Annotated in this window: 10 protein-coding genes and 2 tRNA genes; 5 read left to right on the forward strand and 7 right to left on the reverse strand. The window is 68.6% G+C overall.

All coding sequences use genetic code 11. The features are described 5' to 3' along the window. Positions 1-90 precede the first annotated feature (90 nt). A complete protein-coding gene (locus FJV41_RS03870) occupies positions 91-336 on the forward strand; it encodes a hypothetical protein (protein ID WP_141641037.1) in 246 nt (81 codons plus the stop codon). 164 nt (positions 337-500) lie between these two features. Here FJV41_RS03870 and FJV41_RS53455 read toward each other — a convergent pair whose 3' ends face one another. From FJV41_RS53455 to FJV41_RS03905, 7 genes are all read right to left on the reverse strand, one after another. Then, entirely contained in the window at positions 501-1,208 is a 708-nt protein-coding gene (locus FJV41_RS53455) for a cell wall protein (protein WP_246136974.1), read from the reverse strand. Between the two features lie 513 nt (positions 1,209-1,721). After that, a tRNA-Asp gene (locus FJV41_RS03880) sits at positions 1,722-1,798 on the reverse strand. 7 nt (positions 1,799-1,805) lie between these two features. After that, a tRNA-Val gene (locus FJV41_RS03885) sits at positions 1,806-1,877 on the reverse strand. Between the two features lie 141 nt (positions 1,878-2,018). Beyond that, complete coding sequence (locus tag FJV41_RS03890) at positions 2,019-6,134, reverse strand: IPT/TIG domain-containing protein (protein WP_246136975.1); 4,116 nt, start codon at positions 6,132-6,134, stop codon at positions 2,019-2,021. A gap of 6 nt (positions 6,135-6,140) precedes the next feature. Continuing rightward, complete coding sequence (locus tag FJV41_RS03895) at positions 6,141-6,989, reverse strand: sugar ABC transporter permease (RefSeq protein WP_141641038.1); 849 nt, start codon at positions 6,987-6,989, stop codon at positions 6,141-6,143. After that, complete coding sequence (locus tag FJV41_RS03900) at positions 6,986-9,166, reverse strand: extracellular solute-binding protein (RefSeq protein ID WP_141641039.1); 2,181 nt, start codon at positions 9,164-9,166, stop codon at positions 6,986-6,988. The genes FJV41_RS03895 and FJV41_RS03900 overlap by 4 nt, the downstream gene beginning before the upstream one ends. After that, positions 9,163-10,251, reverse strand: coding sequence for an ABC transporter ATP-binding protein (locus tag FJV41_RS03905; protein WP_141641040.1), 1,089 nt, complete (start codon positions 10,249-10,251; stop codon positions 9,163-9,165). The genes FJV41_RS03900 and FJV41_RS03905 overlap by 4 nt, the downstream gene beginning before the upstream one ends. A gap of 221 nt (positions 10,252-10,472) precedes the next feature. Here FJV41_RS03905 and FJV41_RS03910 point away from each other — a divergent pair, with 221 nt between their 5' ends. Genes FJV41_RS03910 through hemE form a run of 4 tightly spaced genes read left to right on the forward strand, consistent with a single transcriptional unit; the run spans position 10,473 to position 18,008 of the window. Continuing rightward, on the forward strand, positions 10,473-12,914 hold the full coding sequence (locus tag FJV41_RS03910) for a glycogen debranching protein (RefSeq protein WP_141641041.1): 2,442 nt from the start codon (positions 10,473-10,475) through the stop codon (positions 12,912-12,914). Between the two features lie 39 nt (positions 12,915-12,953). Further along, positions 12,954-14,453 carry a hypothetical protein gene (locus FJV41_RS03915; RefSeq protein ID WP_141641042.1) on the forward strand — a complete coding sequence of 500 codons (1,500 nt, stop codon included), beginning with the start codon at positions 12,954-12,956 and terminating at the stop codon, positions 14,451-14,453. Continuing rightward, positions 14,444-16,948, forward strand: a complete 2,505-nt coding sequence (locus FJV41_RS03920) for an alpha-amylase family glycosyl hydrolase (RefSeq protein ID WP_141641043.1) — start codon at positions 14,444-14,446, stop codon at positions 16,946-16,948. The genes FJV41_RS03915 and FJV41_RS03920 overlap by 10 nt, the downstream gene beginning before the upstream one ends. A gap of 13 nt (positions 16,949-16,961) precedes the next feature. Next, positions 16,962-18,008 carry a uroporphyrinogen decarboxylase gene (hemE, locus tag FJV41_RS03925; protein WP_141641044.1) on the forward strand — a complete coding sequence of 349 codons (1,047 nt, stop codon included), beginning with the start codon at positions 16,962-16,964 and terminating at the stop codon, positions 18,006-18,008. The last annotated feature ends 136 nt before the right edge of the window (positions 18,009-18,144 follow it).

Raw genomic sequence — 18,144 nt, forward strand, 5'->3', positions numbered from 1 at the left:
ACTTTCCTGGTGATTGATACATGAGACAGGGTGGATGTTTCACTCGGGTTCCGTGGCCCTGGATGTGTGCCTCATGTTCCTCTGTGAAACATGCGTACCCTTCTGTGCATGCTCATCGCGGTTCCATTGTTGGTGGGTTGTGGTGGTGACGACGGCGAGTCGTGTGGTGATAACGAGTCGCCCGAGACGTACAAGTCGGCCAATCGGGTGCACTGTTCTGGCACCAGCGACGCGGACGTGGCGTGTTGTGGCTATATGGGCGACACGTGCAACTACACGCTGTGTCGCAAGAGTGTCTGTGGGGACTGGACCGAGGAGTCCTGGACCTGCCACTGAGCGCAAAGGCTCTCAGGCGCGGCCGGCTTCAAACCCGGGGGGAGTAAACAGGCTCATCCCTGTCGTGTGTCACGCGGGGATGAACCCCGCGCTCCCCTCGGGGGTCCCGACTCGCGAGGAGCGGGACGTCTGCCCGGGTGCAGCGCGGGGTCCTGAGACAGTCTTCAGCTGCGACGCTTGGTCGCGAGGAACTCCGCGGCCCAACGCTTCACGGTGTCCGCCGCGTCGGCGCCCTCGGCCGGGCGGAGGGTGGGGAGGATGGACGGCGCGGAAGGGCCCTCTTCACCCTGGGGACCCACGGACTGCGTCTGCCCCTTCTTGCGGACCCACACGCGGGGACCGCTCGGAGCGGGAGTCGCGGTGCTCGCGGGGGTCGCCGCCGAGCTATCCGAGCGACGACGGCGAGACAGGATGACATCCGGAATGGAGTGGGGCGCGGCGTGCTCAATCCAGGCGGCATGGAGCCGACCGGTGGCCACCATCTGCCGACGCTTCTGGTAGTGCGCCGAGCAGTAGCCGAGCGTGCGGACGGGCTGTCGACAACCGATGACCGCGCAGGCGACGGGCTGCTCGACGACGGCCTGCACCTGGGGAGGCGGCTGCGGCGCGGGAGCCTTGCGCTGCTGTACGGGCGGGGCGGAGTAGGGCTGGCCGCTCAGTCGCTCGGACAGGCGGCGCATGGCCGTCATCAGCGGGGCGAACGACTCCTGCACGGCGCCGTGCACGATGGCTTGGAAGGCCTCATCCAGTGACGGCGTCGCCGAGGAAGCGCCGCGCGCGGGAAGAGAGCGAGGGGTTCGGGGGGAGGGGGTGACGCGACGGGCTCTGGGCATGTAGAGCCCGGCGTAGCACGGCTCAGGTTGTTCGACCATCCGTGAATCCAACTCCTCGGGGCGGAGGGACACTTGCTCCAAAGCCTCTCCAGGAGACGAGCGCCGCCTTCATGATTGTAAATCGCGAAGAGCACCTCTCCTCCGCATGTCGCGTAGAAGTGGTTCGTCGCGCCATGCCTGAGCAGGACGGGCCCGTGTCTCCCCACTCGCTCTCGCGCCGCGTGTTTCGCAGCACGAGCCCGAGGCGTGCCCGGCATGCCTTGTTCGCGTAGCTCGACGGCCCTCCGCTGTGTTCATGGATGGGAAGTCGTCACGACGGACACCCTCGTTGTCGCCGGTGCCCGCGCCGCGTGAGGTCTCGCGGGCCGGTGGGCCGAGTCACCCGAGGTCATCCTCATCGGGTTCGACATCAGGGCCTGTATTGGTGCGAGCGGCATCGCCACGCCTGGCTTCGTCGCATCCAGCCCGTGAATGGGCCGAACGGTTCGGCGGCGATACGAGGGCCTGAAAAAGCGAAAGCCCCCAAGTCTTTTGGACTTGGGGGCCTTCTCTTGGCGAGGAGTACGGGACTTGAACCCGTGGCCTCCGGCGTGACAGGCCGGCGTTCTAACCAACTGAACTAACTCCCCACAACCTTGGGCGGAACAGGGATTGAACCTGTGACCCTCGCCTTGTAAGGGCGACGCTCTGCCGCTGAGCTATCCGCCCGCAGGCGTGTTCCGCGTTGCGACGAGCGGGCTTTTATAAGTGGCTCACTCCACTGTCAAGCACCTGTTTCGAAGACCCAGGATCTTCCGTCACCGGCCGCGCGGAGCGTGAAAACGCTCGTGCGGCCGGTGACTTAGGGGCCTAGGGAGCGACGACGGTGCCCACGTCGGTGCCCAGGAAGCCGTCGGTGTTCTTGCCGTTGCCTCCGCGGTCTTCCCGTTCCCCGTAGCAGTAGGGGCCGCCGTTCAGAGAGTAGCGGTAGGTGTACGCCGCCCCCGCGGCCACGCCCGAGGGGAGGGTCGCGGAGAACTGGTCGTTGTTGCCCCCTCCCTCTTCACTGAGGAACGGCGCGGAGATCCACGTCCAGCCCGCGACACCGGGATCCTGCTGCAGGGTGCCATGGCCGAGCTCGGCCACGAGGCCCGGGCCAGGGCCCCCCTGGGTCGTGACGCCCCCCTGGTACACCTGCCCGTAGATGGTCGTTCCGGGTGTCGCGGAGAACGGCCACTGCAGGTTGCAGTACTCGATGTCCGAGTGCTTGTTGACCGTGAGGGCATGCTGCTGGCCCTGGGTGTAGCCCCCCACGTCGCTGCCGTCCTTGTCGCAGTAGGCCCACGTCGAACCATCCGTGGTGTAGCGAAGGCTCACGGCACGGCTGCCCTGGTAGGCCGGATGGATGGTCGTGGTGAACTCGTCCGTGTCCGCCTCACCCGAGGCCTCTCCGGCGTACGTCGCCGGCTTCCAGGTGAACGACGCCGGGGTGGTGGAGGCGTCCACGTCCGCGTTGCCCAGGCCGACCTGCACCTGGAGCCCCGTGCCCGCACCGGGGCCGTTGGTGACCCCGGGGATGCGCACGCGGCCCGTCACCATGACGGCATCGCCGCTGCCCACCGTCGTCCCGCTCACGCTCTGCAACCGGCAGACGCCCGTGGCCGCCGCCTGCACCGTCAACGTGCCGGCGTCCGCGATGTCGAAGTCGTCATCCGTGCCGTCCGCGTCGCAGTACACGTAGGGGCCCGTGCCCAGCTTCACGCGGTAGGCGAACCGGAAGCTGCCCGCCGTGCCTGGGTTGGGAAGGGTGGCCCGGTACTCGTCGTTCTGGGTGTTGCCCGTGTCTGCGCCATGCGTCGCGGCCGTCCACTGCCAGCCTCCGCTCGTGTGGGCGGTGCCATCCGGCCCGTAGCCCAGCTCCGCGACGATGCCCGCACCGGCGCCAGCGCCCGGCGTCACGCCCGCCTCGTGCACCTGGACCGCGATGACCTTCGAGGCCGCCTCACCAATGGCGTAGGCCTCGACAGGGGGCGCGGCTTGCGTCTCACCGCCCAGGCGGCACCAGTCCACCTGCGGCGGCACCACCACGGCCACCGTCAGGACCGACGCCTGCGCCGTCTGGTAGCCGTTGGCGCTGCCGTCCCGGTCGCAATAGGCCCAGGCCCCAGTCTGATACCGGAAGCGCACGGCCACCGCGTAGGTGCCCTCCGTGGCGGGCGCCGTCAGCGACGTCTCATAGGCGTCCTGCGCTCCGCTGTCCGTCTCGCCCGAGAAGCTCGCGGCCTTCCAGTTCCAGCCCGTCCCCGTCGCCGGGTCCGAACTCGCCGGGCCATACCCCACTTCCGAGGTGATTCCCGCGCCCGCCGCGCCGCTGGTGACGTCCGTCACCGTCGTCACGAGCACCTTGCCGTGCACCACCTGCGTGGCGCCGCCCGGCGTCGCGCTCAACGTGGCCGGACCCACCAACTGGCACGCGTCCACGGCCACGGGCTTCACTTCCAGGCCACCGGCCTGGGCGAGCGTGAAGCCGTTGCCGAGGCCGTCCGCGTCGCAGTAGCGGTACGCGCCGCCATTCACGTTGAAGCGGATGGCGAACTTGTAGCGGCCCACCGTCCCCGGGTTGGGCAGGGCGGCCTTCCACTCGTCGTTGCTCCCGCCTCCGCCTGACTCGCGGTTGAAGCTCGCGCCCGTGGAGGTCCACTGCCAGCTCGCCGTCTCCGGCGCGTCCGCCTCCGGGCCGTAGCCCACCTGTCCCTGGATGCCCGTGCCCGCGCCCGTGCCCGGCGTGACACCCTCCATGTAGACCTGGGCGTAGATCTCCTTCGTCGCCTGGCCCACGCGGTACACCTCGCTGGGCGGAGGCTCGATGGCCTCACCGCCGAGCTTGCACCAGCCGATGGAGATGTCCTGCGCCGCGCTCACGGTGAGCGTGCCCATCTTCGTCGGGTCGAAGCCCGTGGGGCCGCCGCTGTTGCCGTCCGAGTCGCACAGCAGATACGCACCGTCGTTCACCTTGAAGCGATAGGCGAAGCGATAGCTGCCCAGCGTGCCCGGGTTGGGCAGCGTGGCCTCGAACTGGTCGTTGTTGCCGACCTCGTCCTTGTACGAAGCCGTCGTCGTCCAGTTCCACTGCGCCGACGTGGCGGGGTCCTCCGCCGCGGGCCCCCAGCCCACCTGGCCCACCAGTCCGGTGCCCGCGCCGGCGCCGCTCGTCACGCCCTGCACGAACACCTGCGCCACCACCTTGCGGTTGGCCACCGCGTCCGTCGCGTACGTCACCGTCTCCGGCGTGTCGTTCCCGTTCGGGCCCAGCTTGCAGTAGCCGATGACCTTGGGGACCACCACTTCGCCCGCGACCGTGAGCTGGCCGAGCTGCGCGAGCTCGAAGTCCTGGCCGCCGTCATCCACGCCGTTGCCGTCGCAGACCCGGATGGGACCGCCGTTGGCGCTGAAGCGCACCGCGTAGCGGTAGTCGCCATTGAGGCCGGGGTTGGGCAGCGTGCCCTTCCACTCATCGTTGACCTCGAAGTTGTCCTTGGCCCAGGCCAGCGGCGTGGCCCAGTTCCACAAGGGCGAGGTGCGTGGGTCCTCCCCCGCGGGCCCCCAGCCGAGCTGGCCGGAGATGCCCGGGCCCGCGCCCACCTTGTCCGTCACGCCCGGCATGTGGACCTGGGCGAAGACCGTCTTGAGTCCCGACGTCTGCGTGGTCTGGTAGTTGATGACCTCGGGGGCCTTCTGGTCCTCGCCAATCTTGCACCAGCTCACGGGCGGCTTCGGCGCCTCGGTGCCCACGGTGAGCGTGCCCAGCTTCGCCAGGCTGAAGGTCAGCTCGCCCTCGACGCTGTCGTTGACGCCGTCCGCGTCGCACACGCGCCATGCGTTCTCACTGATGCTGAAGCGGAAGGCGAGCTTGTACGTGCCCACCGTGCCCGGGTTGGGCAGGTCCGCTTCCCACTCGTCGTTGTTGCCGTGCTCGGCCTTGTAGACGGCGGGGACCCACGTCCACGCGGCGGAGTTTCGAGGGTCCGAGTCCACCGGCCCCATGCCCAGCTGCGCCACCAGCCCCGAGCCCCCGCCGGCGCCCTGGGTGATGCCCGCCGCGTACACCTGGCCGGCCACCTTGATCAGCGTCGAGTCCGTGGGGCGGTAGAACAGCTCCGGGTTGGCGCGGTTCCCGTCGGGACCCAGCTTGCAGTAGTCCACGCGCGGCCGGGTGATGAACACGCGGCGCAGCATGTCCTCCGTCACGCCGTTGGCGGTGCCATCGCCATCCGCCATCACCCACGTCTTCCCGCCGTCGATGGAGAAGCGGATGGTGATGACCCACTCACGGCTCTCTCCTCCGATGGCCGGCTGCAACAGCACGTTGCCCTTGTAGATGTCCGCTTCACCGCTGTCGGAGTCGCCCTCGTACGTGGCCTCCTCCCAGGTGTAGCTCTCCGTCTTGAGCAGCTCGCCGTTCGCCGGAGCAAAGCCCACCTGCGCGCGCACGCCGCCGCCCTGACCCACGCCTCGGGTGAGGCCGGCCACGGTGATGGCGCCTCGCACCAGCACGCCCACCGGCTGCCCGCCGCTCACGGCGTCGGTGTTGCCGTTGATGATTTCGGCCTGGTCGATGTTCGCCGTCGGGGGGCCTTCGTAGAGGAAGCCCTTCACCAGCACGCCATAGGCGCCGTCCGGGTTCACCACGCGCACATCCACCTGCGCGGTGCTCGCGGAAGGGGAGTAGCCGTAGATGCGGAAGGCGTTGACCACGACGACGCGCAGGGCTTCCTGGGTGCCGAGGTAGAGCTTCGCGCCCGGCTCGAAGCCGGAGCCATAGACGTTGATGAGCGTGTTGCCCGCGATGGGGCCACCAGTGGGGGTGATTTCCCTCACGGTGGGCGGGGTGAGCGAGGGGGGCTGGCTTCCCTCCGGGTCATCACCACAGGCCACGACGAGCAACGACAACACGAGAAGAAGGGACCGCGGACAACGCGACGACATCGGCCATCACCCCTTGACGCCGCCAGCGGTCAACCCGCCGACGAGGTGCTTCTGGAGAGCGAAGAACAACGCCATGACCGGCGCGGAGACAATCAACGCGCAGGCGGCGAACTTGCCCCATTCCACCTTGTACTCGCCCACGTACCGCTGGAGGGCGACGGGCAGGGTGAAGCGGGTCGGGTCATTGATCAACGTGGCGGCGAGGACGAACTCGTTCCACGCCGTCATGAAGGAGAACAGCGCCGTCACGGCCAGCGCGGGGCGGGCCAGCGGCAATACCACCTTGATGAACACCTGGAAGGGCGAGGCCCCGTCCATCACCGCCGCTTCCTCCAACTCGCGCGGCAGCGTGTCGAAGTAGCCCTTCAGCATCCAGATACAGAAGGGCAGGGCGGTGGTGGCGTACACCAGCACCAGCCCGGTGAGGCTGTCGAGCAGCCGCAGCTTCTGGAGGATGCCGTAGATGGGCACCAGCATCAGCGTCGCCGGGAACATCTGGGTGACGAGCAGGGCCTGCATGCCGCCCTCCTTGCCCGGGAACTTGAAGCGCGACAGCGCATAGGCCGCCGTCACCGCGAGCGTCAGCCCCACCACCGTCGTGGCGCCGGAGACGATGAAGCTCGACAGCACCTGCCGGCCGAACACCCAGCGCCCCTGCGCATCCGAGCCGAGCAGCACGTCCCGGAAGTGGTCGAACGTCACCGCGTCCGGGAACGGGTTGGCGGTGAGCGACAGGCCGTCCGACGGCGACAGCGCCATCTTCACCACCCACAGCACCGGGTAGAGCGTCACCATGCACATCAGGCTCAGCCCCATGTGGATGACGGCCATCTTCAAGCCGGAGGGCTTCTTCATGACGCCTCCTCGGGCTTCATCAGGCGCCGGGTGAAGACGGACCAGCCCATCAGCACCACGAAGATGAGGACCGAGTACGCCGCCGCGAAGCCGTACTGCTCATTGCGCTGGAAGGCCCAGCGGAACGCCTCCGACACCAGGATGTCCGTGGCGCCGCCCGGCTCGCCTCCGGACACCAGGTAGATGATGTTGAACATGTTGAACGTCCACACGCTGCCCAGGATGACGGCGGGCAACATCGCGGGCTTGAGCAGGGGCAGGGTGATGCGCCGGAACTGCGTCCACTTGCTCGCCCCGTCCACCTCCGCCGCCTCGTACAGCTCCGGGGGGATGGACTGCAGCGCGCCCAGCGCCACCACCATCATGAACGGGAAGCCCAGCCACGTGTTGGTCGCCACGTTGGCCGCGAAGGCCGTGGAGAAGCGGGTGAACCAGCTCACCGGCTCCAGGTCCAGCGCGACGAGCAGGCCGTTGATGGCGCCGAACTGCCGGTGGAACATCCCCTTCCACATCAGCGCGGTGATGTAGTTGGGCACCGCCCACGGGATGATGAGCAGCACCCGGTAAATCCCCCGCATCTTGAGCAGCGGGTCCTTGAGCACCAGCGCCAGCCCCAGGCCGATGCTCACGTGCAGCACCACGTTCACCACCGCCCACAGGAGCGTCACCGCGAGCGTGAAGTAGAACGAGAGCGGCTCGGTGATGCTGTAGCCACGGCTGGCCAGGATGTCGACGAAGTTGGCCAGGCCCACGAAGGTGTACTGCCCCGCGTCGTGGTGGAACAGCGACAGCGACAGGCCCACCACGAAGGGGATGAACACCAGCACCAGCAGACCCGCCGCCGCGGGCGCGACATACGCCACCGCGCGCGACACATCCGGATAGCGCTGACGGAATGTCTGGCTCTGTGCCGGCCGCCGCAGCACCCACGCCGTGCCTCCGCCCAGGACCATCACTCCGGCGAGACCCAGCCAGGGCATGGGGCTGGCGTCGGGTGGGCGCTCCCGGTGCAGGGCCCGGTAGCGACGGTCAGCGAGCGCACCCGCGTCCTCGGGCCGCGTTCCGCCCTGGAGCACCGCGCGCAACGTCAGCTTCATCGGCTCCCACACGCGGGCCATCTCCAGCGTGTTGGGCATGGGCGTGGCGTCCTTCGCCGCCTCGCGGAAGGAGGAGATGAGCGTGTCGTCCTTCACTTCCTGGAGCTGGTACGCGGCCACGTCCGCCGGAATCTGCCGGCCCACCGTGGTGCGCACCCGCGACGCCTCGCCCAGCGACAGGAAGCGCGCCAGCTCGTGCGCCCGCGCGGCCTGCTCCGTGCGCGAGGAGACGAACGCCGCCTCCACGCCGAGGAAGGGCCTCATCGGCGTGCCCGTCTCGCTCACCGTGGGCAGCGCCACCACGCGGAACTGCACGGACGGCGCGATTTCTCCCGTGAACCAGGGGCCGCTGATGGTCATCGCCACGCGGCCGTCGTTGAAGAGCGTCTTCACCAGCGCGCCCGAAACCTCCTGGGGCATCATCCCTTCGTCCTGGAGCCGCTTCACGAAGGCCAGCGAGCGCGCCATCCCCGGCGTGTCGAAGCTCGCGCGGCCCGTGGCGTCGAAGAGCGGCCCGTCGAAGCCGAAGAGGAACGGCGCGTGGAAGTAGAAGTCGCCGCTCTCGTACGCCAGCCCGAAGCGCCCTTCCTCGGGCTTCGACAGGGTGGGCAGGAGCGCCAGCAGCTCCGCGGTGGTGGTCGGCGGGCGCGGCACCAGCTTCGTATTCACATAGAGCGCCAGCGACTTGAGCGACATCGGATAGCCGTACACCTGGCCATCCACCTCCAGCGCCTCCACCGTGTTGGCGAAGTAGTCGGCCCGGACGAGGGTCGCCGTCGTGGGCGCCAGCAGGTTCTGTCCCTGGAAGTTGCGCAGCCGCTCGTGGTTGAAGATGAAGACGTCGGGCCCCGCGCCGTGGGGGATGGCGTTGGTCAGCTTGGCCGCGTAGACGTCATAGGGCAGGGCGAGCATGTCCACCCGCACGCCCGTCTTCTCGGTGAAGAGCGTGGTCGCCTGGAGGAGCGCGGCCTCTTCGCCACCCCGGTACGCGTGCCACAGCTTGAGGGGTGCGGTCTGGGGCTCCGCCGCGTGCGCGCTCCACGCCGTCGCGAGCAGCACCAGCGCCAGCAGCCTCTTCAAGACGCCACCTCGAGCGACTCGCGGTCCACCGGGTGGCGAAGGGCCACGGACCCATCCTCGGTGAAGACGTGCAGCGCGTCCGCCACCGGCGACAGCGACACCCTGTCCCCCACCGAGACCTGGGAGCCCTTGTCGAAGCGCGCGGCCACCAGGCCCGCCTCCGTGCTGACGAAGGCATAGCCGTCGAAGCCCAGCCGCTCCACCGCGTCCACCGTGCCCGTCAGGGGCCCCAGCGCCGCCACGCGCAGGTCCTGGGGCCGCAGGCCCACCAGGAGGTTCGTCGCACCCGGGGCGAGGTCCGAGGGGGACAGCAGCGTGAAGCCCTTGCCCACCAGGTTCGCGCCTTCGCGTCGGGCCTCCAGGAAGTTCATCGCGGGCGAGCCGAGGAAGCCCGCGACGAAGCGGTTCGCCGGGCGGTTGTAGAGCTCCAACGGCGGCCCCACCTGCTGCAACACGCCCGCGTTGAAGACAGCCACCCGGGTGGCCAGTGTCATCGCCTCCACCTGGTCGTGGGTGACGTAGATCATCGTCGCGCCCAGCCGGCGGTGCAGCCGCGCCAGCTCCCCGCGCATCTGCACCCGCAGGGCGGTGTCCAGGTTGGACAGGGGCTCGTCGAAGAGGAAGACCTTCGGGCGCCGGACGATGGCTCGCCCCATGGCCACCCGCTGACGTTGTCCACCCGACAGCGCCTTGGGCTTGCGCTCCAGCAGGTGGCCCAGCTCCAGCATCGTCGCGACTTCAGCCACCCGGGAGGCGATCTCCGCCGGGGGGAACTTCCTCAGCGTCAGGCCGAAGGCCAGGTTCTCCCGCACCGTCATGTGCGGGTAGAGCGCGTACGACTGGAACACCATCGCCACGTCGCGATCCCTCGGGGGCACGTCGTTGACGCGCGCCCCGCCGATCCGCACCTCGCCCGAGTCCACCTGCTCCAGCCCCGCGATGAGCCGCAGGAGTGTCGTCTTTCCACAACCCGACGGCCCCACCATGACCAGGAACTCGCCCTGTCCCACCTGAAGGTCCACGCCCTTCACGATGAGGTTCGGGCCAAACGACTTCTTGATTCCGCTCAAGGTGACTTCGGACAAGACGCGCTCGAAAATGAGGGGAGAGAACGGCGGGGCACATTACCCGGAGCGTCGCGCTTTCCCCAAACCTCGCCGGTTGGGCGCGGTGCGTTATTCTCGCGCCGGGCCATCCGGAAGTTTCCGGGGTCCGTAGAGGGACAACTGGGGTGGCCGCCTTGTCAGCCCCAGAAGGCGCTTGTTATGGAAGCTGACATCCGGTCCGTCGAGGTCTACCCCACCGTATGAGCACTCCCCGTTGGTCCCTCTCGAGGGGCGCGACCCTGGTCGCTTTTCTGTTCGCCGTCGGTTGCAGCGAGAGCGACTACGTCCGGCTCTACCACAGCGAGGCCCGCGCCCCGAGCTACACCGTCGAGGACGTCGAGTCGATGAAGCACATGGGCGCGACGTTCACCGACCAGGGGGTCAACTTCGCCCTCTACTCGGAGAACGCGACGCGGCTGGAGCTGCTCCTGTTCGATGATCCGGAGAGCAACCGGCCCTCGCGCACCTACGAGCTGACGCGCTACGGGGACGTGTGGAACGTCTACGTGGAGGGCGTGGGCCTGGGGCAGCACTACGGCTTCCGGGCCTGGGGCCCCAACTGGGAGTTCGATCAACGCTGGTTCCCCGGCTCCATCCACGGCTTCCGCGCGGACGCGGACGTGGACGGCAACCGCTTCAACCCGAACAAGCTGCTGACGGACCCGTACTCGAAGGCGCTGCACCGGGACCACGACTGGAGCAAGGGCAGCACCGCCAGCGGGCCGGCGCGCACGGAGGTGACGTACGCGGCCTCCGCCAAGAGCGTCCTCGTCCAGAGCGACTACCAGTGGGGCGACGGGGAGCGGCAGTGGCGGGACAACCGCCAGAACGAGCAGTGGGCGGGCCACAAGTGGCAGGACCTCATCGTCTACGAGGTCCACGCCAAGGGCTTCACCGCGGACCCCGCCAGCGGCGTGCGCTTCCCCGGCACCTACCGGGGCCTGGGCGAGAAGGCCGACTACTTCAAGGACCTGGGCATCACCGCCGTGGAGCTGCTCCCCATCCACGAGAAGCCGCTGGACGGCGGCTACTGGGGCTACCAGACGATCAACTTCTTCGCGCCCGAGCTGTCCTACGCCGCCTTCAAGCGGCCGAACGAGGTCGTCGACGAGTTCAAGTGGATGGTGGAGGAGCTGCACAAGCGCGACATCGAGGTCATCGTCGACGTCGTCTACAACCACACCGGCGAGGGCGGCCTCTGGCGCGAGAAGCTGGAGTCGGACGACGTGCTGCCCGGTGAGCCGCTGGACTCGTTGGACCCGGCGGAGGTCGCCGGCGTGTACTCGTTCCGCGGCATCGACAATCAGGCGTACTACGGGCTCAACGGGGACCGGCGCACGTACTGGAACAACACGGGCGTGGGCAACCAGACGCGGCCCAACCACCGCCCCATGCGCAAGCTCATCATCGACAGCCTGCGCTTCTACGTCGAAGAGCTGCACGTGGATGGCTTCCGCTTCGACCTGGCGCCGATCCTGGGCGAGAGGGATCAGGACTACAACCGCTGGGACGACCCGAAGAACACGGTGCTTCAGGAGATCGTCGATGACCCGGTGCTCCAGCGCTACAACACGCGCATCATCGCGGAGCCCTGGAGCGCGGGTGGCTGGTACTGCATGCCCATGGGCGAGTTCCCCAACTCGCTCACCCAGCCCGGCAACGGCTGGTACGAGTGGAATGGCCGCTTCCGCGACTGGTGGCGCGCGTTCATCAACCGCGACGACTGGAAGCTCAACTCCAACGAGGGCTCGCTGTGCGGCAGGCCGGGCTCCGCGGACGGCGCCTTCCTGATGTACGGCAGCAAGGAGTGGTACTCGCGCAACGGCCGGCGCCCGTATCACTCCATGAACTTCATCACCGTGCACGACGGCTTCACGATGTATGACTTGTTCACGTACGAGGTGAAGCAGAACAAGTGCGGCCCCCTCAACCCGGTGTGCTGCGACACGCCCAACAGCCCCTTCTGCGACAAGGTGAGCGGCGAGGACCACAACCGCTCGCGCAACTGGGGCCCGGTGGGTGACCCGCGCGGGGAGAGCATGCGCCGGCAGATGATGCGCAACGCCTTCATGGCGATGATGATCAGCCACGGCACGCCCATGATTCTGGGCGGCGACGAGTGGATGCGCACGCAGCTGGGCAACAACAACGCCTACTCCACGCGCGCGGACAACTCCTTCAACTGGTACCAGTGGGGCGCCTACCTGGCGCGCGACGAGCGGCACCGGATGTACGAGTTCGTCAAGGCCGCCATCCGCCTGCGCAAGGAGCACGCCTACGCCTTCGCGCCGCCCGACTACGAGAAGGGCTCGCCCCTGGTGTGGAAGAGCGCCCAGAACACCGAGGAGGTGGGCTGGGACACCAAGCAGTTGATGATGCACTACCCCGATACGTCGTTCGGCCCGGAGCTGGTGGTGCTCATCAACATGGAGCCGCGCGCGGTGGAGTTCACCCTGCCTCCGGGGCGCCAGTGGAAGCGGCTCATCGACACCCAGGCGTACTTCGACAGTCCCGAGTACCTGTCCGCCACGGGCCTGGAGTCCCGAGTCACGGGCAACTCCTGGCTGGACGCGCCGTCCCCCGTGACGGGGGTGACCTACGGGGTGCCCGAGCGCACCATCGTCGTCCTGCGCGCGGAGTAGGGGCAGGCAGGCGAGGTGCGCTATAAGCGGGGCCCGTCCATGCGAGTCCTGCCAGCGCGCCTCGGCGCCCTCCTGCTGCTCTTCATCCCGCTCGTCACCCTGGCCGACGCGTCGAGAGATCGCTTCGGCGCCGCGGGTTACTTCCGCATCATGACCCGCCCGGATTTCTCGGGCGGCTCCGGCCAGCTCGGGTACTACTGGCTGTACGGCCGGCTCCTCAACGAGAGCCCCTACGGCGAGCTGAACCTGAGGCTGGACGTGCTCCAGTCCGCGCCGGGAACCGACGAGGCCTGGGCGGAGGTGCACACGCGCTTCTCCGGCACCTCGTTCCGCTCGGCGGACCCGGGCAACGGCTCCTTCGTCAACTTCCGCGCGGACTACCTGTTCGTGCGCGCCGGCAACATCCTGCTCGACAGGGTGACGTGGCAGCTCGGCACGCTCGAGGACCGCTGGAATGACTTGCACATCTACGACCAGCGGCCGGCGACGCTGCTCTGGGACACCGTGGGCCTGTCCGGCACGTACCAGGGAGACCGCTACGACGTGCTGCTGGCGGTGGGTGACAGCGGCTACACGCTGCGTCCCCAGAAGTACAATACGGTGCTCACCGGCGCCGCGTCCTTCCGCTACCGCCTGATTCCGGGGCATCTGGAGCTGGGGGTGCGCGGACAGCTCGGCTACGAGCCGAAGGTGCGGGGCAACCGCAACGCGCTCTACGCGTCGCCCAACACCAACTACGAAGACTATGTGCGGCGCGAGGTGGTGCAGCGCTACTTCGAGCAGAACCCGGGTCAGGCGGACTACGCGGTGGGCAACCTGACTCCGCGCAGCGCGCTGTCTTACCGGGCCATGGGCTACGTGGGCTTCGGCAACGTGGGGCCGCTCATCTGGGACAACCTGTACCTCACCTTCGAGCGCAAGCACCCGGACCAGGCCTACACGGAGCGCGTTCGCGACAGGGAGTTCTCGGTCTTCATCGCGGACCAGACCGACGAGCGCTACGAGGCGGCGCTGGGCAACGAGGCCTACATCAAGCTCATCCCCGACAAGCTGGAGGCCCTGTGGGGCGTCTGGGTGGGGTACGCGTTCAACGAGGACAACGCCATCAAGCCCGGCGACGACGACCGCCTCATCGCGTCCACGGTGCTGCGGCTCCAGTACTTCCTCACCGAGCGCGTCCATCTCCTCGTGGAGACGAGCATCGCCACGGAGCGCAGCAAGAACGGCAACCTGTATCGCAACCACGTGGACTCGGTGTTCACCAACTCCGGGGGCGTGCCGGACTCGCGCGGCCTGGAGTACGGCGACAGCGACACGCGCAACACGTGGCAGGGCAAGGTGGGTGTCGTCCTCAATCCAACGGGACGAGGCATCTACGCGCGCCCCAGCTTGCGGCTGCTGTATGGCTTGCAGCACTCCTCGCAGCACGCGGCGTTCGGCAACTCCTTCGTGGATAGCCTGGACCAGTACAACACGTACATCGGCCCCGAGCGCCACTGGCACTCGGTGGTCGCCATCGAGGCCGAAGGATGGTTCTGAGACAGCGGTGGGTGGTCGTCCTCTTCCTGGCGCTCATGGCGTCGGGCTGCCTGAAGCGGCAGGGGCCGCCGGTGCTGGCGCCCGAGGGCACCGTGGTGGCGGTGGCCTATATCCGGGACGACGCGCAGCGACGCGGCACCGTGGCGCAGGTCCCCGAAGGCGTCCGTCAGCGCGTTCTGGAGGCGCTGGCCAAACGCAACCTCCAGGTGCAGGAGGTGCCCTACGAGCGGTACGCCACCGACTTCGCGAAGGTGACGGATTCGCAGCGCCGCTTCGCGATGCTCAAGGCGCAGGCCCCGGAGGCTCCGCTGCTGCTGCTGGTGGAGACGCGGGTGTCGTTCTTCGGCCAGGTGGGTGGGCGCTTCTCCTGGGACGTGTATGTGAAGACGACGGCGAACCGCGCCACGTCCACGCTGGAGCCGACCAGTGATTTGCAGGACTACGGCGCCGCGCTCCAGTTCGACCAGCAGCGCGAGGACGACGCGCAGAACGAGGTGTCCCGGCAGATTTCGGGACAGGCAGCCGCGCTGTTCGACTCGTTCCTCGCCTCTCCCATGCTCGTGCCGAACACGGAAGGGGGCCCTGGCGTGGTGCCCGGCCTGGACGCGCCAGCCGGCGAGGGAATCGAGCCGGGCAAGAGCACGCCGACGGAGCTGCCGCCTCCCGGGCCCGAGGCTCCTCCCGTGCCGCCTCCCTCTCCCGCGCCGTACAGGGGCCTGTGGACGCCGCCAGCCGGAGACGCCATCTACTTCGTGATGGTGGACCGCTTCTCCAACGGGGACGCGGGCAATGACGGGACGGTGGATGCGAAGGACGCGCAGGCCTTTCACGGCGGAGACCTGCGGGGTGTCATCGACCGACTGGACGGGCTGAAGTCGCTCGGTGTCCGCACGGTGTGGCTTTCACCCGTCTTCCAGATGCGGACGGAGAAGTTCTACGGCTACGGCGCCTTCCACGGCTACTGGGTGGAGGACTTCGGGCGGGTGGAGCCGCGCTTCGGTGACGAGGCCCTGCTGACGCGGCTGTCGGACGAGCTGCGCCGCCGGGATATGCGGCTGGTGCTGGACGTGGTGCTCAACCACGTGGGCCCGGAGACGCGGCTCACGCGCGAGAAGCCCGAGTGGTTCCACGGCCTGGGGCCCATCGACAACTGGAATGACTCGCGCGAGCTGGTGATGCGCGACGTGCACGGGCTGCCGGACCTGGCGGTGGAGCAGGAGGCGGTCTACGCGCACCTGCTGTCGAAGTCGCTGAAGTGGGTGGACGCGGTGAAGCCCGCGGGCTTCCGCCTGGACGCCGTCAAGCACCTGCCGATGGACTTCTGGGCCCGCTACAACGACGACCTGCGCGCGCACGCGGGCAACGACTTCCTCCTCCTGGGCGAGCTGCTGGACGGCGACCCGGTGCTGCTCGCGCGGGTGATGAAGGAGGGCCGCTTCGGGACGATGTTCGACTTCCCGCTGGCCTTCGCGCTGGTGGATGTCTTCTGTCGGGGCCGCTCGCCGGCGCACCTGGGCGCGGTCCTCTTCAACGACCGGCTGAACCCGGCGCCCGGCTCCCTGGTGACGCTGCTGGACAACCACGATTTGCCCCGCGTCATGAGCGAGTGCGGCGGCGACGTGGAGAAGGTGAAGCGGGCGCTGGCGGTGCAGCTCACCGCGCGGGGGGTGCCGGCGCTGACGTACGGCATCGAGGAGGGGCTCACCGGCGCGAAGGAGCCGGAGAATCGGGGCGACATGCGCTTCACGCCGGACCACCCGCTGCGTGCGTGGATTGGTCGGCTGTTGGAAGCGCGGCGGGGCAGTGAGGCCCTCCAGCGTGGCGAGAGCTTGGTGCTCGCCGCCCGGGAGGACCTCTTCGCCTACGCCCGTGTGACTCCCGACGAAGCCGTGTTCATCGGCATCAACTCCGGGACGAAGCCCCGGGATGTGTTCCTGCCGGAGGCGCTGGGCGAGGCCGGCCAGGGCGTGGACCCGCTGACGGGCTCGCTGGGCATGCTGGGGCGGCTCGCCGAGTCCGCGTATTTCCACGTCACGAATCCGCCCGGTCAGGTGACGCTGCGTCGGCTGACGCCGCGCACTCCGGGTGGTTTCGCGGCGCTCGCCCAGAAGGCGCGGGCGTGGTCGCGCGGCGAAGGCGAGCGGCGCACCGTGGTGCTCGCGACGGGCGATGCGTCCGTGCGAGTGGTGGGCGGCGGGCCGGAGCTGGGCGGGTGGAAGGCCGAGCGCTCGCTGCGCCCCGAGGCCGGCGCGGTGACACTGTCGCTGCCCGTGGGGGGCGTCTTCGAGTACAAGCTCGTCCGCGACGACGGCCCGGGGAAGTTCTCCTGGGAAGCGGGACCCAACCGTCTGCTCTACGTTCCCCAGTCGGATGAGTCCGACGTCGCGAGCCAGGAGCCCCTTCGCGTGGAAGTGGCCTGGGAGCAGCGCCCCGCTGCCGCGGCACCGTGGTCCCTCATCCGTCCCATCCTTCTCCGCTCCCGACCGGAGCTTTGACCCAGAGCCTGAAGTGAACGACCGACTCCTCCGCGCCGCACGCCGCCAGCCCACCGACACCACGCCCGTGTGGCTCATGCGTCAGGCGGGCCGCTACCTGCCCGAGTACCGGGCCATCCGCGGCAACATCGCCTTCCTGGACCTGTGCAAGCACCCGGACCTGGCCGCCGAAGTGACGGTGCAGCCGGTGACACGGCTGGGCGTGGACGCGGCCATCATCTTCTCCGACATCCTGATTCCCGTGGAGGCGATGGGAATCACGCTGGAGCTGGGGGACAAGGGCCCGCACTTCCCGGAGCCCGTGCGCACCGCGGCGGACATCGACAAGCTGGGCGTGCCGGACCCGGTGGAGGGCACGGGCTTCGTGGCGGAGGCCATCCGCCGCACGCGCAAGGCGCTCAACGACTCCGTGCCCGTCATCGGCTTCGCGGGCGCGCCCTTCACGCTGGCCGCGTACATGGTGGAGGGCGGCGGCTCCAAGAGCTACATCCTTATCAAGCGGCTGATGTTCGAGCAGCCCGCGCTCGCGCACCGCCTGTTCGGCAAGCTCACCGACACGCTCATCCCCTACCTCAAGATGCAGGTGGAGGCGGGCGCGAGCATCGTCCAGATTTTCGACTCGTGGGGCGGTGAGCTGTCGCCGTGGGACTACGAGCGCTTCTGTCTGCCCTACCTGACGCGCATGGTGTCCGAGCTGAAGGCCACCGGCGTGCCCGTCATCGTCTTCGGCGTGGGCATGTCCACGCACCTGCCGCTGCTCCAGCGCACGGGCGCGGACGTGGTGGGCCTGGACTGGACGCTGCCCATGGACGAAGGCCGGCGCGTGCTGGGGCCGGACATCGCCGTCCAGGGCAATCTGGACCCGCTGCACCTGTTCCTTCCGCGTGAGGAATTGGATGGGCGCGTCAAAGACATCCTCCTGCGCGCGGGCCCCGTGGGGCACATCTTCAACCTGGGCCACGGCATCCTCCCGCCCACGGACCCCGAGGCCGCGAAGTTCGCCGTGGAGGCCGTGCACCGCCACGGCTTCGCGCTTCGTCAGGGAACGCTGACGCCGTAAAGCTTCAGGGCCGCTGCGCGCCGTCTGGGAATGCGCGCGGCCCGACGTAACCTTTCACGCCACACGGAGTTCGACTCTTGTGGCGTGAAAGGTCTCTGCGCGAGGCATTGAGCGGTGCGTCATCCCCGCAATGTCT

The organism is Myxococcus llanfairpwllgwyngyllgogerychwyrndrobwllllantysiliogogogochensis, from assembly GCF_006636215.1.
Lineage (GTDB): Bacteria > Myxococcota > Myxococcia > Myxococcales > Myxococcaceae > Myxococcus > Myxococcus llanfairpwllgwyngyllgogerychwyrndrobwllllantysiliogogogochensis.